Origin of the sequence: Pseudarthrobacter humi (genome assembly GCF_024294965.1) — a bacterium.
Lineage (GTDB): Bacteria > Actinomycetota > Actinomycetes > Actinomycetales > Micrococcaceae > Arthrobacter > Arthrobacter humi.
Genome location: NZ_JANCLV010000001.1, coordinates 513173 through 534836 on the forward strand (window position 1 = coordinate 513173; position 21664 = coordinate 534836).

Annotated in this window: 19 protein-coding genes; 12 read left to right on the plus strand and 7 right to left on the minus strand. The window is 65.3% G+C overall.

Features of this window, described 5'->3' with window-relative positions:
- Positions 1-86 precede the first annotated feature (86 nt).
- Positions 87-2135, minus strand: a complete 2049-nt coding sequence (locus tag NFC73_RS02520) for a TPM domain-containing protein (protein WP_254747359.1) — start codon at positions 2133-2135, stop codon at positions 87-89.
- Between the two features lie 287 nt (positions 2136-2422).
- On the opposite strand from NFC73_RS02520, the gene NFC73_RS02525 reads away from it, so the two are divergent.
- The 4 genes from NFC73_RS02525 to NFC73_RS02540 all read left to right on the plus strand — a co-directional run bounded on the left by NFC73_RS02525 (position 2423) and on the right by NFC73_RS02540 (position 6809).
- The gene (locus NFC73_RS02525; protein ID WP_254747361.1) at positions 2423-4003 is read left to right on the plus strand and encodes a trypsin-like peptidase domain-containing protein; all 1581 of its coding nucleotides are present in this window, start codon (positions 2423-2425) and stop codon (positions 4001-4003) included.
- Between the two features lie 254 nt (positions 4004-4257).
- The gene (locus NFC73_RS02530; RefSeq protein ID WP_254747549.1) at positions 4258-5058 is read left to right on the plus strand and encodes an electron transfer flavoprotein subunit beta/FixA family protein; all 801 of its coding nucleotides are present in this window, start codon (positions 4258-4260) and stop codon (positions 5056-5058) included.
- Between the two features lie 14 nt (positions 5059-5072).
- Positions 5073-6026: an electron transfer flavoprotein subunit alpha/FixB family protein gene (locus NFC73_RS02535; protein WP_254747363.1), complete on the plus strand. Its 954-nt coding sequence runs from the start codon at positions 5073-5075 to the stop codon at positions 6024-6026.
- 3 nt (positions 6027-6029) lie between these two features.
- A complete protein-coding gene (locus tag NFC73_RS02540; protein ID WP_254747365.1) occupies positions 6030-6809 on the plus strand; it encodes a PIG-L deacetylase family protein in 780 nt (259 codons plus the stop codon).
- A 43-nt stretch (positions 6810-6852) separates the two neighbouring features.
- Here NFC73_RS02540 and NFC73_RS02545 read toward each other — a convergent pair whose 3' ends face one another.
- From NFC73_RS02545 to NFC73_RS02560, 4 genes are all read right to left on the minus strand, one after another.
- Positions 6853-7731, minus strand: a complete 879-nt coding sequence (locus NFC73_RS02545) for an anti-sigma factor (protein WP_254747367.1) — start codon at positions 7729-7731, stop codon at positions 6853-6855.
- A gap of 1 nt (position 7732) precedes the next feature.
- Positions 7733-8341 (minus strand): ECF RNA polymerase sigma factor SigK, encoded by a 609-nt coding sequence (gene sigK, locus NFC73_RS02550; RefSeq protein WP_254747369.1) that lies wholly within the window; start codon positions 8339-8341, stop codon positions 7733-7735.
- A gap of 202 nt (positions 8342-8543) precedes the next feature.
- Positions 8544-9011, minus strand: a complete 468-nt coding sequence (locus NFC73_RS02555; protein ID WP_058931909.1) for a tRNA (cytidine(34)-2'-O)-methyltransferase — start codon at positions 9009-9011, stop codon at positions 8544-8546.
- 65 nt (positions 9012-9076) lie between these two features.
- Positions 9077-10039, minus strand: a complete 963-nt coding sequence (locus tag NFC73_RS02560; protein WP_254747371.1) for a J domain-containing protein — start codon at positions 10037-10039, stop codon at positions 9077-9079.
- Positions 10040-10206: 167 nt separating this feature from the next.
- Between NFC73_RS02560 and NFC73_RS02565 the strand changes: the two genes are divergently transcribed.
- Positions 10207-10878 carry a hypothetical protein gene (locus NFC73_RS02565; protein WP_254747373.1) on the plus strand — a complete coding sequence of 224 codons (672 nt, stop codon included), beginning with the start codon at positions 10207-10209 and terminating at the stop codon, positions 10876-10878.
- A 9-nt stretch (positions 10879-10887) separates the two neighbouring features.
- On the opposite strand, the gene NFC73_RS02570 is transcribed toward NFC73_RS02565, so the two are convergent.
- Positions 10888-11316, minus strand: a complete 429-nt coding sequence (locus tag NFC73_RS02570; RefSeq protein ID WP_254747375.1) for a hypothetical protein — start codon at positions 11314-11316, stop codon at positions 10888-10890.
- An 89-nt stretch (positions 11317-11405) separates the two neighbouring features.
- Here NFC73_RS02570 and NFC73_RS02575 point away from each other — a divergent pair, with 89 nt between their 5' ends.
- Together NFC73_RS02575 and NFC73_RS02580 are read left to right on the plus strand one after the other, a co-directional pair.
- Complete coding sequence (locus tag NFC73_RS02575; protein WP_254747377.1) at positions 11406-12068, plus strand: helix-turn-helix transcriptional regulator; 663 nt, start codon at positions 11406-11408, stop codon at positions 12066-12068.
- 56 nt (positions 12069-12124) lie between these two features.
- A complete protein-coding gene (locus tag NFC73_RS02580; RefSeq protein WP_254747379.1) occupies positions 12125-13357 on the plus strand; it encodes a cysteine desulfurase family protein in 1233 nt (410 codons plus the stop codon).
- Here the strand turns inward: NFC73_RS02580 and NFC73_RS02585 are convergent.
- On the minus strand, positions 13333-14604 hold the full coding sequence (locus tag NFC73_RS02585) for an NAD(P)/FAD-dependent oxidoreductase (RefSeq protein WP_254747381.1): 1272 nt from the start codon (positions 14602-14604) through the stop codon (positions 13333-13335). The two genes, NFC73_RS02580 and NFC73_RS02585, sit on opposite strands and share 25 nt — an antisense overlap.
- A 208-nt stretch (positions 14605-14812) precedes the next feature.
- On the opposite strand from NFC73_RS02585, the gene mnmA reads away from it, so the two are divergent.
- The 5 genes from mnmA to NFC73_RS02610 all read left to right on the plus strand — a co-directional run bounded on the left by mnmA (position 14813) and on the right by NFC73_RS02610 (position 21653).
- Positions 14813-15937, plus strand: a complete 1125-nt coding sequence (gene mnmA, locus NFC73_RS02590; RefSeq protein WP_305884500.1) for a tRNA 2-thiouridine(34) synthase MnmA — start codon at positions 14813-14815, stop codon at positions 15935-15937.
- A gap of 174 nt (positions 15938-16111) precedes the next feature.
- A complete protein-coding gene (locus NFC73_RS02595) occupies positions 16112-17752 on the plus strand; it encodes an ABC transporter substrate-binding protein (protein ID WP_254747384.1) in 1641 nt (546 codons plus the stop codon).
- A gap of 93 nt (positions 17753-17845) precedes the next feature.
- Complete coding sequence (locus NFC73_RS02600; RefSeq protein ID WP_254747386.1) at positions 17846-18928, plus strand: ABC transporter permease; 1083 nt, start codon at positions 17846-17848, stop codon at positions 18926-18928.
- Positions 18928-19941: an ABC transporter permease gene (locus tag NFC73_RS02605; protein WP_254747388.1), complete on the plus strand. Its 1014-nt coding sequence runs from the start codon at positions 18928-18930 to the stop codon at positions 19939-19941. The genes NFC73_RS02600 and NFC73_RS02605 overlap by 1 nt, the downstream gene beginning before the upstream one ends.
- A complete protein-coding gene (locus NFC73_RS02610) occupies positions 19938-21653 on the plus strand; it encodes an ABC transporter ATP-binding protein (protein WP_254747390.1) in 1716 nt (571 codons plus the stop codon). Before NFC73_RS02605 ends, NFC73_RS02610 begins: the two co-directional genes overlap by 4 nt.
- The last annotated feature ends 11 nt before the right edge of the window (positions 21654-21664 follow it).

Below are 21664 nucleotides of genomic sequence, written 5' to 3' on the forward strand. Positions count from 1 at the left end.
GGTGGTCACTGAGATCAGTGAACAGTTGTGTACCGCGTCTTTTCGCCGGCAGGTTCGTTCCTGCTGGCGCCTAGCTTCTTGTCGGATCAGAAACTTCCTGAGTCTCCGCCGCCGAAATCTCCGCCGCCGAAGTCCCCTCCGCCGGAGTCACCACCCCAGCCGCCTCCGTCGCTGTGGCCTCCGCCCCAGCCTCCGCCGCTGCCACCGTTGAGGATGGAGTTGATGAGGATACCGCCGAGAATGGCGCCCCCGAGGCCGCCGCCGCCTCCGCCGCGCCCGCCGAACATGCCACCGCCGCCGAAGCCTTGGTTGGCGTAGCCGCCAAAGTTGTCGACGTCAGCCTGGGCGAGTTGCGCTGCCTGGGCCGCGAGGGCGTGGGCCTGCTGGGCGTAGGTCAGCGCGGTGACGGGATCGTTGCGCGAGATCGACAGTGCGTAGTCGAGGTTGCGCTGGGACTCGGCGAGCCGTGTACGGGCCTCGGTGCCCACGCCGCCGCGGCGGGCGGTGATGTAGTCCGACGTGGCACTGATCTGCGCCTGCGCCGACATGATGGTCTGCTGCAGCGATGCCTGGGCGCGGCGCGCCTGGTCCTGCTGGTTCCGGATGCCGGTGAGGGACTGGTCCAGGGCCTGGTGCGCTGTTTCGACGCGCTGCAGGGTGGCGATGGGATCGATTTTCCCGCCCTGGATTTCGGCTTTGACCTGGCCCAGGGCGGCCTCAACGCCGGCTACCGGGCCGGCGAGTTCTGGGTGTTCGCCGGACTGGATCATGGCTTTCGCCTGCGCGAGGTCCTGGGAGGTTTCGACGACGGCCGCCTCCAGGCTGTTACGGGCTTCGTCCAGGCTGTTGGATACCTTAGTGATGGCGTCCAGCAGAACGTTGGTCTGGTGCAGGCTTTCTTCAGATGCCCGCACGGCGACTGCTGCAAGGCTGCCCTCGCCTTCGCTGAGCTTCTCCTGGGCGGTGGCCGTGGCATTCTGCACAAAGGCCAGGCGTTCCTTGGCCTGGGTGATGTTGTCAGCGACCTGCACCAGCGCGCTGTCCGCGTACTTGGCGCGCAAGGCCGTCAGCGACTGCTCGGCGCTGGTGATCTTGGCATCGGCTTCGTGGGCTCCGGCGCTGATGGCTGCCAGTGCCTGCGGGGCGTTCTTCTCGAGCTCCCGGAGCGAGTCGAAGTCGGCCTTCTGCTCCTGGAGCGAGCCGAGCGCTGCCTCTGAACGGCGGATGATCTCGCCGAGCCAGCTGCGCTGCTGTTCTTCCGTGTCCGGGATGTGGTCATCAAGCTGCTGCTGGAGCTTGAAGGATTCGGACATGTGGGCTTTGGCTTCGGCCAGGGCCTTGGTGAAGTTCCCCACCGCGGCGTCGCCGTACTGGGCCTCCGCGAAGCCGAGTTCCTGTTCGCTGGACTTGATGGCGTCGTCGGCCTCGATGATCAGTGAGCCGCTCTTGCGGCGGAGTTCCTCGATGCTGAGTGAAGCCAGCGGATCGAGCTCGGCGCCCTGGGGCCCGTAGCTGGCGCTGGATGCCTCGGCTGCCTTTTTGCGCTTGTTGCGGAAGTAAAGGTACGCGCCGGCCCCACCGGCAACTGCAATACCCGTTCCTACCAGGACCGCTGCGCCGGTGCCGTCACCCGAGGGGACGTTGCCGCTGCCGCCGCCTGCCGCATCCCCGATGGCTCCAGCGGTGTCAATGGCAGCCTGGGCGAAGTCCTTCTTGCCGCCAGCCAGGTTGGCCGTGACGGCGTTCTGGCTGATGGCTCCCTGCTTGGACTTGATGGGGCTGGCAGAGTTCAGGACGAAGCTGAATTTACCGTCATCCTTGGCTATCGCCAGGACGGCGTCGGACCTGCCCATGCCCTTGTTCGTCGCTACGGCTGCGGCCCATTCAGCTGGAGCGGTTGGGTTGGTGAACGTGTCCACAGTCACAACATAAAGGTTGTATTTGTGGTCCTTCAGGAGCTTCTGGATGGCTTCCTGGACCTCACCACTGCGTCCGCCGAGAACTTTTGCGTTATCTACGATGTTCGTTCCGGACGGGATAGTCACCGGGTCTTCAGCCCAGGCCGCGCCGGCAGGAACCGCGAGCAGCCCGGTCAGGCCGATCACGGCGAGAATACGTTTGAACTTTGACCGCATTGTGCAACCCTTCAGCACGCCTGACACCGATTCGGGACGAATCAACGTCTCAGAATGCAGCAGCGCCCCCACGCATGATGTAAAGCCGCAGGTCGCTGTGGCAATTCTTCTTGATTCTATGGTGCACCTTATGGTGAGTCCACACGGACGAATATGCCACCAGCGAAACGCTCGAAAGCGCTGGTGTGCAGGGATTTTCAGTCTCTCAGGAACCTCCCAGCGAACGTTCGCCCCAGGTCCAGCCAGACGGTACATAGTTAATGCAGACGAGGATGAAAGGAAGTCCAATGACTGAGAACCCAACCCAGGGTGCAGCGCCGGAGAACCGCAATCCGGATGAGCGCCGGAATGCGGACCAGAACCCTGCGGAGGTCCGCAGTGACGCTGCCGGTCAGGCTAATCCGACCGAGCAACTGGACCGGTCCGGGGCACCCGAAAACCCCACCCAGCCGCTGCCGGGTGCACCCCGTCCGGTCTTCCCTCCCCGCGAGCCGTTCTACGGCCAGCAAACACCGGGCCAGCAGGGTCCGGGCCAGCAGACCCCCGGTCCGTACGGCGCCTCCTGGCCCGGCGGCCAGCAATACGGCCAGCACGGAGCACATTCCGCTGTTCCGGGGTATGCAGGCCAGTACAACGCTGCCCCGAACCCGGCCGACGCGCCCCGCCGGAAAGCCTCGTTCGGCGTCGGGACCCTGGTGGCCAGCATCCTGGCGGCCGGCCTTGTGGGTGGTGGCGTGGCCACGGTCGGTTCGGGCAACCTCTTCAACAATGGCTCGCCGTCGGCCACGAGCAGCGGCAGCCAGTCTGAGACCGTGATTGTCAACAACAAGGACGACGTCAACGCCATCACGGCTGCGGCGCTCAAGGCGTCACCGAGCGTGGTGACCATCAGTGCCACGAGCGGCAGTTCGGGCGGCACGGGCTCCGGCATCGTTATGGACAACGAAGGCCACATCCTGACCAACACCCACGTGGTGACGCTCGATGGCCAGAGCGCCAACGCAGCCCTGGAGGTCCGGACCAGCGCGGGCAAGGTCCTCAAGGCCACACTGGTGGGCACTGACCCCCTTTCTGACCTTGCGGTCATCAAGGTGGACAACGCGTCCGGGCTGACCGCAGCCACACTCGGTGACTCGGGCAAACTCAACGTCGGCGACACGGCCATCGCCATCGGCTCTCCGCTTGGCCTGACCGGAACGGTCACTGACGGCATCGTCTCCACCCTGAACCGGACCATTAGTGTGGCGTCCTCGGCGGCACCGAAGGAAGGCGACACTTCCCAGGGCGGCGATCAGGGCTTCCAGTTCGCCCCGCCAAACGGTGGCCAAGGCCAAAGCACCGCCAATCAGGGTTCCATCTCCATCAATGTGATCCAGACTGATGCCGCCATCAACCCCGGCAACTCCGGCGGAGCGTTGGTCAACACCAAGGGTGAGATCATCGGCGTCAATGTCGCCATCGCGTCCGCCGGCTCCGATTCTTCGACCACCGGCGGAAATATCGGAGTGGGCTTCAGCATCCCCATCAACCACGCAAAACGGGTGGCACAGGAGATTATTGATACGGGCAAGGCCTCCCACGGCCAGTTGGGTGTCAGCGTCAAGGAAAAGTCGTCGAGCGGCTCGTCCTCGGGCTTCTCCGTAGGTGCCGACGTGGCAACGGTCGAGCCGAATTCGGCTGCCGCCAAGGCCGGTATCAAGGTGGGCGATGTGGTGATCAAGTTCAACGACCTGGTCATCAGCGAGCCCAACCAGCTCACAGCGGCCGTCCGTGAGCAGGCCGGCGGTTCCACCGTCAAGCTCACCGTCCTGCGCAACGGCCAGGAGCAGACACTGGACGTCACGCTCGGCACCGCGGCGGACCAGTAGGCCTGAACAGCAGGGCGCACGGCAAACCATAAACGCGGACGGCGGCGATCACCCAAGGTGATCGCCGCCGTCGTCGTACGTGTTCGCCGCACGCCCGGGCAGTGCCGTGACACAGGCGTTAACGGGACGGCAACGGCGGGCGGCTATATGGTTAGCTAGGATCTACCCGTATCCCGGGCGTTCCGAGGCCATGACCCCATCCGGCTGGCTGTCCACAAGCATGGAAGGCTGCTGTAAACACAGTGGAAGAGACATTGAAGATCATCGTCCTGGTCAAGCATGTACCGGACGCACAGTTCGACCGACACCTCACCGGCGAGGGCTACACCGCGGACCGTGACGAAAGCATCCTTTCCGAGCTGGACGAATACGCGCTGGAGGCGGCTTTGCAGCTGGCTGAGGCCCGCGGTGGGGCAAAGGCCGGCAACCAGGTCATTGCGCTGAGCATGGGCGCGTCCGGTGCCGTGAACGCGGTGAAGAAGTCGCTCCAGATGGGCGCCACCGAAGGCGTGCACCTCACGGACAGTGCACTGGCCGGCTCAGACGCCGCCGCCACGTCGCTCGCGCTCGCGGCCGCCATCCGCCATCTTGGCACCGGCGCGCCGGTGGACCTTGTCCTCACGGGCATGGCGTCCACCGACGGCGAAACTTCCCTGGTCCCGGCCCAGCTAGCCGAGCGCCTCGGTCTGCCGCAGGTCACCTTCGCGTCCTCGCTGACGGTCGACGGCGGCCGGCTCACCGCGCGCCGCGACGCCGACACCTACTCGGAGACCGTCGAAGCAACGCTTCCCGCGGTGGTCTCCGTGACGGACCAGATCAACGAACCGCGCTACCCCAACTTCAAGGGCATCATCGCGGCCAAGCGCAAGAGCATCACCACCCTGTCCCTGGCCGACATCGGAGTTGATCCCGCACACGTGGGCCACGCCGGATCCTGGACCACGGTGACCGCTGCCGAGGAACGCCCGCCGCGCACCGCCGGAACCATCATCACCGACGAAGGCGACGCCGGCATCAAGCTCGTCGACTTCCTCGCCGCCCAGAAGCTGCTCTAAGAGGGATCACAGACATGGCAAACGTACTCGTATTCATTGACAACCCCGGCGATGCCCTGAAGAAGAGCACCCTCGAACTGCTCACCCTGGGACGTTCCCTCGGAGAGACCGCTGTTGCCGTGAACGGCGATCTGCATCAGGATGTATCGGCCACACTCGCCGAATATGGCGTCACTGCCGTTTTTAGGCCCTCCGCCCAGGACCTGGATGACTACCTAGTCTCGGCGAAGGCAGCCTATCTCGCGGCCGCCGCGGGTGCCGCCAGGGCCGGCACGGTGCTCCTGGACAACTCGCCAGAAGGCAAAGAGATCGCGGCGCGGCTCGGCATCCGGCTGAACGCCGGCGTCATCACCGACGTTGTGGCGGTCGACGCCGACGGTACAGCCCACAAGTCGGTCCTCGCGGGGTCCTACACCACCTCTGCCAGGGCCACCACGGCGGTTTCCGTGCTGACGGTGAAGGCCAACAACGTCACGCCGGAGCCGGCATCCGTGGCTTCCGCGCCGGAGACGTCCATCGTCGAAGTTCCGGCCGACGGTACGGCCGCGGCGGCCCGCGTCACCGCCCGCGAGCAGAAGGCGGCCAGCGGCCGCCCGGATCTGTCGGACGCCCGCATCGTGGTGGCTGGCGGTCGCGGAGTGGACGGCGACTTCGGTCCTGTGGAGCAGCTTGCGGACGCCCTCGGTGCCGCCGTCGGGGCCTCCCGTGCAGCCACGGACGCCGGCTGGATCAGCCACGACGCCCAGGTGGGCCAGACCGGCAAGACCGTGTCGCCCCAGCTCTACATCTCGGCCGGCATTTCCGGTGCCATCCAGCAGAAAGCCGGGATGCAGACAGCGAAGGTCATCGTGGCCGTGAACAAAGACGCCGAGTCGCCGATCTTCGAAATCGCCGATTTTGGCATCATCGGGGACCTCTTCGATGTCCTTCCGCAGGCCACCGAAGAAATCAAGAAGCGAAAAGGCTGATCCTTGACCGATCCTGCTGTTTCAGCGCAGAGCCCGTTCAACCCGGACATCCACCGGATTGGGCGGGTGCTCTGTTTCGCCGCCCATCCGGACGACATCGACTTCGGTGCGGCCGGCACTATCGCCGCTTGGACGGCCGCGGGAATCCACGTCAGCTACTGCATCATGACCGACGGCGACGCGGGCGGCTTCGACCCGGGGCAGCGGGCCGAGATCATCGCCCTCAGGGCGGCCGAGCAGCGCCGGGCAGCCGAACTCGTGGGCGTGACCGACATCCACTACCTCCATGAGCGCGATGGCTACCTTGAACCGACGCACGAGGTAATGAAAGGTGTTGTGCAGCTGATCCGGGAACTCCGCCCCGACGTCGTGCTCGCCATGCATCCGGAACGGAACTGGAACCGCCTCCAGAAGAGCCACCCGGACCACCTTGCCGTGGGGGAGGCCGTGACCCGGGCTGTATACCCTGCGGTCGAAAACCCGTTCGCCTATCCGGAGCTGGCCGAGGCAGGCCTCGCGGCCTACAAGCTGCCGTGGCTGTGGCTCTATGCCGGGCCCGAAGAGCGGGAGAACCACTTTGAGGATGTTACCGACCATGTGGACGCCAAGCTCGACGCGATCCACGTGCACGTGAGCCAGCATCCCGACGTCGGCGCCATGGAAGTGGCGGTGCGGAACGGCATGTACCTGAACGCACGGCGTGCGGGCTTTGCCGACGGCCGCAGCGCCGAAGCCTTCCACGTGGTCGCCGTCAACGGCCCGGGGACGATCGCCGGCTTCTAGGACTTCCGGTGGGCGGCTGGCCTCTGGCGCAGCCGCCCCGGTCTTAGGCGCCCAGAGGTGCGGCAGCCACGGTGGGGAACGTCGGCGTGGCCGAACCGCCCACCGGCTCCACGGTGATGCCGAGCGCTGCAGCGGATGCAATGCCCTTCACCACCGCAGGCTTCGACAGGGCTGCCTCGTCCATCAGGCCCTGGGAAACCGGTGCCGAGCCGTCCTTCGGGATCAGCCACATCTGGTAAACCTTGCCGGCCGGCGGTGCGGGTACACCGTTCATCTTGACCACCACGGCATCCTTCGACGACGAAATCAGCACTGTGGCGGTGCCGCCGGCGGAGACAGGAACGGATGCTTCGCGGACGTCGGCGGCACGGACCACCTGGTTCAGGGGGTCGTTCTGGTCCGTGATGTAGGCGCCCACGCCCACGCCACCAAGGGCGATCACGGCGGCGGCGGCGACTGCGGTGAGCCAGCGGCGGGCCCCGACAGGCCGGCGTCGTTCTTCCCTGCGGACCCTGGCAGCGGCGAGCTCATCCATGGCTTCTGCCGGCGGCTGTGGGGACGGCGTGGCTGCCGCGGCAGGCGCAGCAATGACTTCGGTGGGCCCATCGGCAGGCAGCTGCGCGAGCGATGGCAACTGCGACACGATACGGGCGAAAAGATCCGCAGGAGGTTCCGCCTCAGCCGTGAAGGACGACGCGAGAGTCTCCCTTGCCTGGCGGACACGCTCAAAGAAGGCGCTGCGCTCGGCGTCGGGCGCAGCGGAGATGTAGCGGTCAATGGCGGCGCGTTCGGCATCGCTGATCGCGTCCAGGGCATAGAGCTCGGCGAGATCCACGGCCCGCCCGGATTCCAGGTCGGCGGCGATCTCAGTTCCGAACGAGCCGGGACGGCGGGTGCCTCCCTGACTATTCATTTCTGTCATCTCAACTCACCCCCAGACAGGTCTTCAAGCGGATCAGTCCGTCGCGGATGCGGGACTTAATGGTGGGTACTGCTGCGTTCAGTTTTTCCGCGACTTCGCGGTAAGTGAGGCCGCCGTAGTAGGCCAGCCGCACGGATTCCTGCTGTGTATCGGTCAGCGTTTCCAGGCACCGGACCACCGCCTCGGCCTCGAGCCGGCTGTCCACTTCGGCGGAAACGGAGTCGTGGTCCACGTCCTGGCTGCTGGCGCCGTACTTGGCTTCACGGTCCGTGGCCGACTGCGAGGAGCGGACCTTGTCCACGGCCCGGCGGTGGGAAATGGTCATCAGCCACGAGAGCGGACTGCCCGCTTCCGGGTTGAACTTCGCCGCATTCTGCCAGACCTGGAGGAAAACCTCCTGCGTGGTGTCTTCGCTGAGTTCGGGATCGATGAGCACCCGCCGCGCCATGCCGAAGACCCTGCGGGAGGTGAATTGGTAGAACTCGGCAAATGCTGCTTGATCGCCGTCGGCTATGCGGGCCAGTAGTCCGGCCAAGCGCTTGCTGAGATCCGCCGGTGAGTCTGTGACTGCGGCCGGGGCCTCGGAGTTTGGCGCGTTGGGAGTTTCCATCACTACCCAGCATAAGTCGCCCGGCGGTGAAACCTGAGCATCGCGGCCGGTGCTGCCCCCGGGAAAGGGGAAAGCCGACGGTACCGTCCGCCTCGTCTCTAGCAGTGTCACCTGCCGCTCCTTCGTCGCCCTGGAATTGCTGTCAGGAGTGATTCGGTGCGGGCAGCCCTGCGGATGGGCCGCGGGCGTCCGGAACTGGCGCTCAGATCTGGGCGCCGGAAAATCCCTGCTGGCGCCAGGCCTCGTAGACGGCAATGGACGCCGCGTTGGCCAGGTTCAGCGAACGGAGGGAGGGCAGCATGGGAAGCCGCACGGTGGCCGTGACATGCGGATCGCTTTTGAGATGTTCCGGCAGGCCCACTGATTCCTGGCCGAACATCAGGACGTCCCCGGGGCGGTAGGCGATGTCCGCGTAGCTGGCGGTGCCGTCCGAGGTGAAGGCGTACACGCGCTCCGGCTGCAGTTCCCGCCAGGCGTCCTCGATGCTTTTGTGGACGGTGACGACCGCGAGGTCGTGGTAGTCAAGGCCGGCGCGCCGGAGCTTGGCATCGGAGAAATCAAAGCCGAGGGGTTCCACCAGGTGCAGTTGGGCGCCGGTTATGGCTGCGAGCCTGATCGCATTGCCGGTGTTGCCGGGGATTTCGGGGGCATGGAAGAGGATTCGGAACACCGTCCAATCCTAGTCAACCAATCCGGGTCAACGGTTCAGCGCCCGCTACCAGCACATGCAACGGTTCAGTGCATGCCGCGAAGCAGCCTGGCCAGTACGGACACGTTGACGGTGTTGGGCGTGGGACCGGAGGAGAGAAAGTGCTTGAGACCGCGGACCAGGCCTGCTGCGTTGACCACCTGGATGGTCTCGGAGCTGCCCGCTGTACGCCGGTGGCGGTCGATGACGGGTTCGTGGAGGTTGCCGTCGGCGCTGTGGATGACTGTCCAGCCGGTGACGTTCAGTTCCGGGAAGATGTCCTGCATGGCCCGGACAACGTGGGCCAGTTGCGGCGGCGCGATGGAACGTCCGCCGTGCCTCAGGGTTTGCCCGTCCCAGGCGTAGGCGCCCTTCGGGAGCAGCATGGACCCGATCAGCGCCAGCCGGTAGCCGGACAGGAGTGCGTGGTCAATGTGGCTGTTATCGGCCGGGGACTGCAGACCGTTGACCAGCCGGGCCGCAGGGATCGCGGGCAGAACCTGGCGGGTGATGAGCTGCACAGTGCGCAGTTCGCGCTGGATCCGGGCCTCGGCGCCAAAAATGCCCCGTTTGCGCGGCATCCCGTGGACCTGCTGGCTGGCCTGGGCGAACGGGATGAGCGGCACCGTGCCGGACGCCCCGAAAGCCGCAGCATCGTAAGGCGGGACGTACAGGGGCGGGTCACCCGCGGTGTTCCGGGGCGTGGTGGTCCGGTGCACGGTGGCAGAGGCATAGCTGCCCGCCGCCGGCGCATCAAAGTGCGGCCCCGCGGCGGAATCGTCGGTGTTGCGGGACGTTCCTGCGGCATACGAGCGGTCGTAGGCCTTCCGGCGCGTCGGGTCGATCAGGGTTTCGTATGCTGCCGTCACCTGCCGGAAAGCGGCGGCGTCCCCGCCATGGTCAGGATGGGCCTTTCTCGCGGCCCGGCGGTAGGCCACCTTGATCTCCTTGTCGGTGGCCGTCGCGGCGACGCGGAGCACCTCGTAGTAGGAGTTGCTGCTCTCGGTCAAGCACTCATCCTTTTTCTTCGCTGGCCAGTCCACGGCATGCAGCCCGGTGGGCCCCAGTTTACGGCCTTCCCACACAACGTCTGCGCACGCCTGAGTGGTTCCCGCGGCCCGGCGTCTAGACTCTTTGAGGATGACGGCAGGCGGGCCGTCCGGGCGAACATATTGGGGTGGACGTGAAGGCGCAGGCGGCTGTACTCGTGGCGGGGGCGCTGCTCGGCGTGACGGTACTGGGAGGCTGCAGTGTTGACGTTCCCGATCCGGCTGCCCCGAAACTGGAGCCAACCGTCACCGCCCTGGCCACCCCTACCATCACCTCGGGCCATGACGCAGAAGCGGTGGCCGCAAAGGACATGCCGTTCTCCGCTGGCGGTTCCCTGGCCGCCGGGATCCCCGTGGGGGTCTCGGACGGACTCAAGGATGCACCCGGCTGGCAGCAGGTCAAGGAGAACGTGGCCGGCGAGAGTCAATTCGTGAAGGCGGATGGCTGTCTGGTGGCAGCTAAGGTCCGCACAAACCAGGCGTCGCTGGCGCTTCAGGACGACAAGGAGTCGACTGTTGGCCTCTTCACGTACCTGGACCCGACCATCCTGCCCGGCTATCTGAAGACAGCGACGCTGCGGTGGGGCGGTGAGGCCGGCAAACCGGGGCCATCGGCTGAAGTGCTGGCGCTGGAGAAACCCGGCCAAGCGGGCGTCAGGGCCACCGCCGTTATGGCCCGGGTGTTCGGCACCGCGGCTTCGTCGGTCTATATTTCGGTGGCCTGCCCGGACGATGCGACACTGGCAGCCGCCCGGGCCGACGTCGCAGAACGCCTCCGTATGGTTCCGCCGTCGAACTAGCGCTGCCGGCTACTTACCATGCCTGCGCCAGGACCCGGCGGGGGAAAGGCGGTTCAGTGCCAGCGCGCCCACGAGCAGGCCGAAGTCCCGTAAGGCAACATCGTAGAAGCTGCCCAGGACCAGCAGGTTGATGATGATGCCCAGCAGCCAGACGGCCACCAGCAGGGAACCGAACCGCGGCCGGACGGCCACTGCAATACCGGCGGCGATCTCCACGACGCCGACGATGTACATGAAGGTCTGCGCCGACACCGGCACCACGGAGGTGGCAACCGGCGCGAGGTAGATGGTCCAGTCGGTCAGGATGTTGGTGAACTTGTCCAGCCCGAAGAGAATCGGTGCGACGGTGAACACAGTGCGCAGCAGGAAGAAGGCCTGCCTGTCCGGTGCCATAGCCTGTAGACGACTGCCTGCCGTGATTTTCGCGCTGGTTGTCATGGTGGACTCCTTCTAAAAGTAGGTATGATTATTTTAGAAGGATTAACACTATTAAGCAATGGATGTTGTTTTTAGAGTAGGGGTACAGGGTGCGCAGACTTCCGTGGGGCCGCCGCATGGCGGCCGTGGCTTCCTTGGGCGACGTCAAGCGCCGGCAGCTTTTTGAACTGGTTGCCGCTTCCGAGTCCGCCGTCGGGCGCGATGAGGCCGCGCTGGCCCTCGGCCTGCCAAGAAGCACGGCGTCCTTCCACCTTGACAGGTTGGTCCAGGACGGACTCCTGGCGGTGGAATTCCACAAGGCAGCCGGGAAGTCGGGTCCTGGATCCGGGCGGCCGGCGAAGATGTACCGGAAATCAACGAGTGAAGTCGGCGCTTCCGTGCCGGACCGCAACTATGACCTTGCCGCTGAGCTGCTGGTCGCTGCGATCGAGCACTCCACGGCGACCGGCGGAGCCGTGGGCAACTCCCTGCTGGCCGCGTCGTACGGCAAGGGCCAGGTGCTGGCCGCCGGCGCCGCAAGCCTGGCGGACTTCCTGGCGGGGGAGGGCTACGAGCCCAGGCCTGACGGCGCCGGCGGCTTTGTGCTGGTGAACTGCCCGTTCCATCGCCTCTCGGACGGGCACCCTGACGTGGTCTGCGCCATGAACGGATCCTTTCTGCAGGGCGCGGCTGCGGCGTGTGGGGAGCCGGAGGATCGTATAGCGCCGAACAGCGAGCCTGGCCAGTGCTGCGCCAGGATCACCCCGCCCTGACACCTGATGGGCCGGGGCCGCGGGTGTACCGCCTTGGGCGCCGCTAGAATTGAGGCGTGCCCGTCTACCTCGATCATGCAGCCACTACGCCACTTTCCGCCGAGGCGCTGGCAGCCTTGACCCGGGAACTTGCCCGCACCGGCAATCCTTCGTCCCTGCACGGCTCGGGCCGGCGTGCCCGCCGTTCCGTGGAGGACGCCAGGGAAGCCATTGCGACGGCGGCCGGCGCCCATCCCTCCGAGGTCATCTTTACATCCGGGGGCACTGAGTCGGACAACCTTGCCGTGAAGGGCCTGTACTGGGCCCGTTCCGGCGAAGACCCGGCACGGCGCCGCATCCTCTGCTCCGCCGTCGAGCATCATGCCGTGCTGGACACTGTGGAATGGCTGGAGCGGCACGAGGGTGCCATTGTCACCTGGCTTCCGGTGGACAGCGAGGGCGTGGTGGACCTGGACGTCCTCGCCGCCGAGCTGGCCCGGGACCCCGGGACCATTGCGCTCGTGACGGTCATGTGGGCCAACAATGAAGTGGGCACCATCCAGCCGGTGCACAGGATTGTGCAGCTGGCGCACGCCGCCGGAGTGCCGGTCCATTCGGATGCCGTGCAGGCCTTCGGCTCGCTGCCCGTTGATTTCAAGGCCTCCGGGCTGGACGCGATGTCCGTTTCCGGGCACAAGATCGGCGGACCGGTGGGAGTCGGCGCCCTCCTGCTGGGGCGGGCCGTCAAGCTGACTCCGGTGCAGCACGGTGGCGGCCAGGAACGCGACGTGCGCTCCGGGACGCTGGACACGGCGTCCATCGCCGCCTTCGCTGCCGCCGCCGAGGCCGCCACCGCACGGCTTGCCGCCGAGTCCGCGAGGATCGCGGCCCTGCGGGACAGGCTCATCAACGGCGTTCTGCAGCGGGTGCCCGAGGCTGCACTCCGCGGCGCCCCGGGGGAGGGTCGGCTGCCCGGCAACGCGCATTTCACGTTCCCTGGCTGCGAAGGTGATTCGCTGCTGTTCCTGCTGGACCTGGTGGGGGTGGAATCCTCCACGGGATCCGCCTGCACGGCCGGTGTCCCGCGCCCGTCCCACGTGCTGCTGGCCATGGGGCTGGACGAGGAGACAGCCCGTGGCGCCCAGCGCTTCACGCTGGGGCATGCCTCAACCGACGCGGACGTGGATGCCTTGCTGGCGGCCCTCCCCGGCGCGTACCAGCGCGCCCGCCAGGCAGGGATGGCCGGGCATGAATCATCGATCCAGACTGCGGGAACCGTGGCGCGTCAGGCCTCCTCCGGCAGGAGCTGATCAAGCCCAACGGAGCTGTCGGCCAGCCGCTCCGCTGTGACTCGGGTCCTGGCCGAGATAAGGGCCTTGATGGTCTTCTGCGCGCCGGGCTGCGGCTTCCGCGGCCAGTTGACGCTCATCCCGGCCACCACCCTGGAATCCTGCTGCCAGAACGCGATGAACTCCTTGCCCTCCAGTGACCCCCGGATCACCGGCTCAGCGCCCGCCGCCAGGGCCGGGAAGCCCGAGTACTCCATGCTGACGTCGTACTGATCGGTGTAGAAGTAGGGGATGGTGCTCAGGACTGCATCCTGGCCGAGCATGGCCCTGGCGGCCACCTTTCCGCCGTTCAGGGCATTGGACCAGTGCTCGCTGCGGTGGTGCTGGCCGGTGAAGGGGTGCAGGGCGTTGGCGATGTCGCCGGCGGCAAAAATGCCGGGCGTGCTGGTCCGCAGGGACGCGTCCGTGAGGATCCCGTTGTCCAGGGCGAGGCCGGCCGCCTGCGCTGGTCCGGTCTCGGGAACCACGCCGACGGCGATGACCACGATGTCCGCAGGGAGCGCCTCCCCGGAATCGGTGACCACCCCGGTGACAGCGCCGCCGTGGCCGGTGAGTTCCCGCGCTGAGGCAGGAAGCCGGAAGCTCACGCCGTTGGCTTCGTGGAGTCTGCGGAAGAACCGTCCGAGGTCAGGGCCGATGGCCCCGGCCAGGGGGATCTCTTCCAGTCCGAGGAGCATGACGTTGTTGCCGTACGTGGCGGCAGCGGCAGCCAGTTCCATACCGATCCAGCCGGAGCCGATCATCACCACGTTCCTGCCGCCCGCCGCCAGGCTGCTGCGCAACCGACGGCTGTCGTCCAGGGTGCGGAAGGTGGATACCCCGGCCAGGTCGCTTCCGGGCAGCCGGAGGGTGCGGGGCGTTGCCCCGGTGGCGAGCAGCAGGGAATCGTATGGCAGTGTGCTGCCGTCGTCCAGCTCCACGGTCCTGGCGCCCGGCCGGATGCCCGTGACGCGGGCACCCAGGCGGAGGCCGACGTCGTTCTCCGCGTACCAGCCTGGCGGCACCACCGGGACGGCGTCCTCGGCGGCCTTGCCCAGCAGATACTCCTTGGACAGCGGCGGCCGCAGATAGGGAGGATGGTGCTCTGCGCCGATGATGGTCACCCGGCCTTTGAAGCCTTCCGCCCGCAGGGTCTTGGCCGCGGTGGCCCCGGCCAGTCCGCCGCCGGCAATCACAATGTCCCCCGCAGTAGCAATGTCCTCAGCCATGTCCGCCCTATTCCCGCTGGTGTGTGCTCGAAGTCTAAAACCACTAAGCTTGACTTTAGAAGTTTAGGGCCGCTGGGTCAAGGGTCTTTTGGGGAGGAATCGGCGTGGCGATAGACTGGTGCGGCAGGCATTGTGCTATTCCTGCGGCCGCCGGTTGAACGGCAGCCGCCCTCTGCCGGCATCCCCCGAAACCCTAAAGAAAGCCAGTATGCGAGTTCTAGCAGCCATGAGCGGTGGAGTCGACTCCGCCGTTGCCGCAGCACGTGCCGTTGAGGCCGGGCACGACGTCGTCGGCGTTCACCTTGCGCTGTCCAGGATGCCCGGCACCCTGCGGACGGGCAGCCGCGGCTGCTGCACCATCGAAGATTCCCGCGACGCCTGGCGTGCGTGCGACGTGCTCGGAATCCCGTACTACGTGTGGGACTTCTCCGAGCGCTTCAAGGAGGACGTGGTCCAGGACTTCATTGACGAGTACGCTGCCGGCCGCACACCGAATCCGTGCATGCGCTGCAACGAGCGCATCAAGTTCGCGGCATTGCTGGAGAAGGCCATCGCGCTGGGCTTCGACGCCGTCTGCACCGGGCACTACGCCAAGGTGATCACGGACGCCGAAGGCAACCCCGAACTGCACCGCGCCGCGGACTGGGCCAAGGACCAGAGCTACGTCCTGGGAGTCCTCACCCACGAACAGCTCAAGCACTCCATGTTCCCGCTGGCCGACACCCCCTCGAAGGCCGAAGTCCGCGCGGAAGCCGAACGGCGCGGGCTGTCCGTGGCCAACAAGCCGGACAGCCACGACATCTGCTTCATTCCCGACGGCGACACCGCCGGCTGGCTCGCCGAAAAGATCGACATGACCACCGGTGACATTGTGGACGAGACCGGAGCGAAGGTGGGGGAGCACCCGGGAGCCAACGCGTTCACCGTGGGGCAGCGCCGTGGCCTGAAGCTCGGCACCCCGGCGTCGGATGGAAAGCCCAGGTTCGTCCTGGAGATCCGGCCCAAGGAAAACAAGGTTGTGGTGGGGCCCCAGGCGCTGCTGGCCATTGACGAGATCCGCGGCATCAAGGTCTCGTGGGCCGGCCTGCCCATCGCGGCAATCGAAACGGGCGCCGAGTTTGACTGCTATGCCCAGGTCCGCGCCCACGGGGACCCTGTTCCGGCAACTGCGCGAATGCTGCCCGGCGATGGTGCACGCCAGCTGCTGGTCACGTTGACCGATCCGCTGCGCGGTGTGGCACCCGGCCAGACAGTGGTCCTCTACCAGGGCAGCCGCGTCCTGGGCCAGGCCACCATCGACGCTGCCCGGTCGTTGCAGCGCGCGGAGCTCTGAGGCGGAGCAAATTTACCCCGGTCAGGTAAATTTTGTGTCTCAACTCACAAAAAAGCCGGTTGGTGAGTCCGGCGTCTGGTTGAATCTAGGCATCAGGACAGCGCGCTGCCCGCTCAAGCCAAGACACCCATTTGCGGGCGGCGAGCGCGTACTCATCGAACAGAAAGTTCACAGATGACCAAGAACATTCAAGCCTTGCGCAGCGCAATCGCGCTCGCAGGCGTTTCCGCCTTCGCATTGACGGCCTGCACGGGCCCCTCGGGTGGCGGCGGGGGTGGCACCACAGCATCGGAGAATGCCAGCAGCGTCATTGCGTACGGGACCACAGACAAAGTCACCGCACTGGACCCGGCGGGCTCGTACGACAACGGTTCGTTTATGGTGATGAACCAGATTTACTCGTTCTTGTTGAACTCCAAACCCGGTGGCGCCGATCCCGTGCCGGACCTGGCCGAATCGTCGTCGTTCACGAAGCCCACCGAATTCACCGTCAAACTCAAGAGCGACCTCAAATGGGCCAACGGGCACGTGCTGGATTCCAAAGACGTCAAGTTCTCCTTTGATCGCCAGACTGCCATCAACGATCCCAACGGGCCGGCTTCGTTGTTGTCCAACATCGATTCCATTGCCACACCTGATGCCAGCACCGTGGTTTTCACACTGAAGAATGCCAACGACCAGACGTTCCCGCAGATTCTGACCAGCCCGGCCGCCCCGATCGTTGACGACGAAGTGTTCCCGGCAGACAAGCTCCTCAGCGACGAGGAAATTGTCAAGGCCAACGCCTTCCACGGCCAGTACATCATTGACTCCTACAACAAGAACACGTTGGTCAGCCTGAAGGCTTGGCCGGACTACAAGGGAGTGCTGGGCAAGCCCGCCAACGCAGGGGCCACCATCAAGTACTACACCGACCAGACCAACATGAAGTTGGAGGTCAAAGGCGGGCAGATCGACGTTGCCAACCGCAGCCTGAGCGCCACGGACATCGAAGACCTCAAGAAGGACTCCAACGTCACGGTCCATGTCGGACCCGGCGGTGAGATGCGGTACATCGTCTTCAACTACGACACCATGCCGTACGGCGCCAAGGCTCCCGAAGCGGACCCGAAGAAGGCGCTTGCCGTCCGTCAGGCGGTTGCCAACCTCATTGACCGCCAGGCCATTTCGGATCAGGTCTACAAGGGCACATACCTGCCCATGTGGTCCAACGTCCCGTCCGGTTTCGTGGGCGCCAACGAATCGTTCAAGCAGGCCTATGGGGATGGCTCGGGCAAACCCAGCCTGGACAAGGCCAAGAAGGTCATGTCCGACGCCGGCATCACCGGTCCCGTAACCATCAAACTGCAGTACAACCCGGACCACTACGGCAAGTCATCCGGTGACGAATACGCCATGGTCAAGGACCAGTTGGAGAAGAGCGGGCTGTTCACTGTTGACCTTCAGTCCACCGAGTGGGTCACGTATAACTCGGCCTCGAAGAAAGACAGCTACCCCGTCTTCCAGCTGGGATGGTTCCCGGACTTCAGCGACGCGGACAACTACCTGACACCCTTCTTCGTGGGCGGTGGCTTCATGAACAACCACTACTCCAACCCTGAGGTCGAATCGCTGATCGCCAAGCAGCTCGTTACGGCCGACAAGGCAGAGCGCGAGAAGACGATCCAGGAGGTCCAGAACCTTCTGGCCAAGGACATCTCAACCCTGCCGTTGCTGCAAGGGGCCCAGGTGGCTGTTTCGGGGACCAAGGTGAAGGGCGTGGATTCGACACTTGATGCGTCGTTCAAGTTCCGGCTCGGCACCATTTCCAAGTAACAGCTAAATACCTGCGTAGGGGGTGGGGCCGGCCGGTCCTGCCTCCTACGCGTTAGCTCCACATTTTCGATTTCCAGACCAAGCAGGTTCAGCATGGCCACTTTGATAGATGCGCCGCCGCCAACGGTGGCGGCCCCCATATCCAAATCCGCGGGAGGTGGCCTCGGGAGGTATATCCTGATTCGCTTCCTGCTGATCTTCCCGACGATCTTCATCCTCGTCACCCTCGTTTTCTTCCTGATGCGGATCACCGGCGATCCCATTACCGCAGCCCAGGGCGGGCGCCTCCCGCAGGAACAAATCGACGCCTTGGTTCACCAGGCCGGCTATGACCGGAACCTGTTCATCCAATACATCGAGTACCTTGGCCACGTCGCCACCGGAAACTTCGGCCGGACTATTTCAGATGGCCGGCCTGTCATCGAGATGCTCGTCAAGTTTGGTGCGGCCACGCTGGAACTGAGCATCAACGCCGTGATAGTGGCGTTGCTCGTGGGAATACCGCTGGGTATGTTCGCCGCCCACAAACGCGACAAGGTTCCGGACGCTGTCCTGCGCATGTTCGCCATCCTTTGCTATGCCACCCCTGTTTTCTTTGCCGGCCTGCTGCTGAAGCTGACCTTTTCTGTAGGACTGGGTTGGTTCCCCGTGGCTGGCCGGGCGTCCACCACAACGGAATTGGCGATGGGCCGGCTGGCAGCGCCCACCGGCGTCTACTGGCTGGACGCCCTTCGCAGCGGCAATCTGGCAGCCTTTGGCGACATCGTCCACCACGCAGTCCTGCCGGCCGTCGCGCTGGGCCTATTGACCGCGGGCGTCTTCCTCCGTCTGGTCCGCACCAACGTGATCGGCACGCTGGGCAGGGACTATGTTGAGGCAGGCCGCTCCAGAGGTGTCAGTGAATACCGCCTGGTGACCAAGCATGCCTACAAGCCTGCGCTGATCCCCATCATCACGGTGATGGGTTTGCAGATTGCCCTGCTGTTGGGCGGTGCGGTGCTGACCGAAACCACCTTCGAGTGGAAAGGCCTCGGCTATCAGCTGGCGCAGTACCTTACCGCGCGTGACTTTGTGGCTGTCCAGGGCATCGTGATGCTGCTGGCCGTCATTGTGGCGATCACCAATTTCGTGGTGGATATTGCCGCTGCCCTGATTGATCCGCGAGTGAGGTATTGATGGGCACCACAGTTTTGGAACCGAAAAAGAAGTCCTTGCTGGACCGGCTTCCGGTCTCGTCCCACATCCGCCAAAGCGTTGGCCTGCAACGGACCATGCTGCTCATCGGCGTCGTCCTGTGCGCTGTTTTTGTGGTGGCCGCGATCTTTGCGCCGGTGCTGGCGCCTTACGGGTATTCCCAGATTTCCGATGACGCCGGTTCGTTCCCGGCCCAGGCCGAACCCGGTGGCAAGCACGTGTTGGGAACGACGGTGGGTGGCTACGACGTCCTGTCCCGAATGATCTGGGGATCGCAGACAGCCTTGGCAGTGATTGTTGCTGCCGTGCTGATGTCCATCTTCCTGGGCGTGTTCCTCGGACTGGTGAGCGGCTACTTCGGCGGCTGGTTGGACCGCGTGCTGGTGGTGATTGCTGACGCAATTTACGCCTTCCCGACACTCCTCGTTGCTATTGTGATGTCGATTGCCATCAATAAGGGACAGTCTGGCTTCTGGGGCGGAATCCTCGCCTGCGGTTTTGCCATCACGGCAGTGTTTGTACCGCAGTACTTCCGGGTGATCCGCGCTGAAACCATCCGGCTCAAGGCCGAACCGTTTGTGGAATCCGCCCAGGTTGTTGGCGCCTCAAGCGCCAGGATTATCAGCAGGCACATCTTTTCGAACGCGACCCGGACCCTGCCGCTGATCTTTACGCTCAACGCGTCCGAAGCCATCCTCACCCTGGCAGGCCTGGGCTTCCTCGGTTTCGGTATCGAGCCAAGCTCCGCGGCGGAATGGGGCTTTGACCTGAACAAGGCGATGTCCGACGCCTCCTCAGGCATTTGGTGGACCGGAGTGTTCCCCGGCCTGGCCATCGTCCTGACGGTGGTTGGACTGACCCTCGTGGGTGAAAGCATCAATGACCTGAACGATCCGCGCTTGCGTGGCCGCAAGGCTGCCGGCGCCAAGGGCGCCCCGGGACCATCAACCGCCGCCGCCAACGCCGCCATCGCAGCGGATGTGAGAGGACTGTGACCATCAATATTGATCCGGTATCTGACCAGTCCAGGCCGGTAGACCAGCCCGTACTGGAGATCGACCACCTCAAAGTCACGTTCGCCACCGACGGCGGAGACGTCTACGCCGTTAAGGATGTGAGCCTGGACGTCCGCTCCGGCGAGGTCCTGGCCATCGTGGGTGAATCCGGCTCCGGCAAGACCGTGACTGCGAAAACCATCCTCGGGCTGCTGCCTGAGACCGCCACCAGCGGGGGCGCCGTCCTGATCAACGGGAACAACGTGATCAGCGTCAGCGCCGCGAAGCTGAGGCAGATCCGCGGCCGCGATGTGGCCATGGTGTTCCAGGAGCCCTCCACGGCCCTGAACCCGGTGTTCACCGTGGGCTGGCAGATTGCTGAGGGCATCCGTGCCCATGCCGGCGGTCCCGGCGGGAAGCGGGTCTCGGCCAAGGACGCCAAGGCCCGTGCCATTGAGGCGCTGCGCAAAGTGGGGATCCCGGATCCGGAGCATCGGGTCAACTACTACCCGCACCAGTTCTCCGGCGGCCAGAAGCAGCGCGTGGTGATCGCCGCCGCGCTGGCCCTGAACCCGGGACTCATCGTGGCCGATGAACCCACCACAGCCCTGGATGTCACCGTCCAGGCCGAAATCCTGGAGCTGCTCCGGGACCTCCGGGACAAGTACGGCACATCGATCGTGCTGATCACGCACAACATGGGCGTGGTGGCCGACCTCGCGGACCGCGTGGTGGTGATGTACCAGGGTGATGTGGTGGAGGAAGCGCCGGTGCGGGTGCTGTTCGCCGAACCCAAGCAGGACTACACCAAGAAGCTGCTGGCCGCCGTGCCCCACCTGGGCCGGAACTCGGCGTCGGAGGGCCTGCGGGAACGCGCCCACCAGGGTTCGCCGGTGCTGGTGGAGGCAACCAACCTGACCATCGAGTACCCCGGCAGGCTGGGAACGCCGGCCTTTAAGGCCGTGGACGGGGTCAGCTTCACCGTGTCCCAGGGCGAAGTCTTTGGACTGGTGGGCGAATCCGGATCAGGGAAAACCACCATCGGCCGGGCCATCGCGGGCCTGAACCGGACCACGGGCGGCAGCCTGAAAGTACTCGGCTACGAGATGCTGAACCTCAAGGAACGGACGTTCAAGCCCCTTCGGAAGGATATCGGCTTCGTGTTCCAGGATCCGGCTGCGTCCTTCAACCCCCAGCTGACCATCGGCGACTGCGTAGCGGAGCCCATGATCATCCACACCAACCCGAGCCCGGCGCAGGCGCGCAAACGCGTTGCTGAGCTGCTTGAATCAGTGCAGCTGCCGGCGTCGTACGCCCAGCGGTACCCGCACGAGCTGTCCGGCGGGCAGCGCCAGCGGGCGTCGCTGGCGCGCGCACTGATCCTGAACCCGCGGCTGCTGATCGCTGACGAGCCGACGTCGGCACTGGACGTTTCGGTGCAGGCGAAGGTCCTGGAACTCTTCAAGGAAATCCAGGCCGAGTTTGGGTTCGCGGCACTGTTCATCAGCCACGATCTCGCGGTGGTGGACATCCTGTCCCAGTGGGTGGGCGTCCTGTACAAGGGCAAGCTGGTGGAGCAGGGCATCGGCAGCCAGGTGATGGGCGCGCCGCAGCACGACTACACCAAACGGCTGATTGCCTCGCTGCCCGTCCCTGATCCGGACGAACAGGCACGACGCCGGGAAGCGCACCGGGCGCTGCTGGCCCAGTAGGCACCACCGGC

What these genes read in the sequence shown, in the direction of transcription:
- sigK (WP_254747369.1), bottom strand. Translation starts at nt 8,341, where the DNA reads ATGGAAACTCCCAACGCGCCAAACTCCGAGGCCCCGGCCGCAGTCACA.
- NFC73_RS02525 (WP_254747361.1), top strand. Translation starts at nt 2,423, where the DNA reads ATGACTGAGAACCCAACCCAGGGTGCAGCGCCGGAGAACCGCAATCCG.
- NFC73_RS02585 (WP_254747381.1), bottom strand. Translation starts at nt 14,604, where the DNA reads ATGGCTGAGGACATTGCTACTGCGGGGGACATTGTGATTGCCGGCGGC.
- NFC73_RS02600 (WP_254747386.1), top strand. Translation starts at nt 17,846, where the DNA reads ATGGCCACTTTGATAGATGCGCCGCCGCCAACGGTGGCGGCCCCCATA.
- NFC73_RS02605 (WP_254747388.1), top strand. Translation starts at nt 18,928, where the DNA reads ATGGGCACCACAGTTTTGGAACCGAAAAAGAAGTCCTTGCTGGACCGG.
- NFC73_RS02545 (WP_254747367.1), bottom strand. Translation starts at nt 7,731, where the DNA reads ATGACAGAAATGAATAGTCAGGGAGGCACCCGCCGTCCCGGCTCGTTC.
- NFC73_RS02520 (WP_254747359.1), bottom strand. Translation starts at nt 2,135, where the DNA reads ATGCGGTCAAAGTTCAAACGTATTCTCGCCGTGATCGGCCTGACCGGG.
- mnmA (WP_305884500.1), top strand. Translation starts at nt 14,813, where the DNA reads ATGCGAGTTCTAGCAGCCATGAGCGGTGGAGTCGACTCCGCCGTTGCC.
- NFC73_RS02570 (WP_254747375.1), bottom strand. Translation starts at nt 11,316, where the DNA reads ATGACAACCAGCGCGAAAATCACGGCAGGCAGTCGTCTACAGGCTATG.
- NFC73_RS02535 (WP_254747363.1), top strand. Translation starts at nt 5,073, where the DNA reads ATGGCAAACGTACTCGTATTCATTGACAACCCCGGCGATGCCCTGAAG.
- NFC73_RS02595 (WP_254747384.1), top strand. Translation starts at nt 16,112, where the DNA reads ATGACCAAGAACATTCAAGCCTTGCGCAGCGCAATCGCGCTCGCAGGC.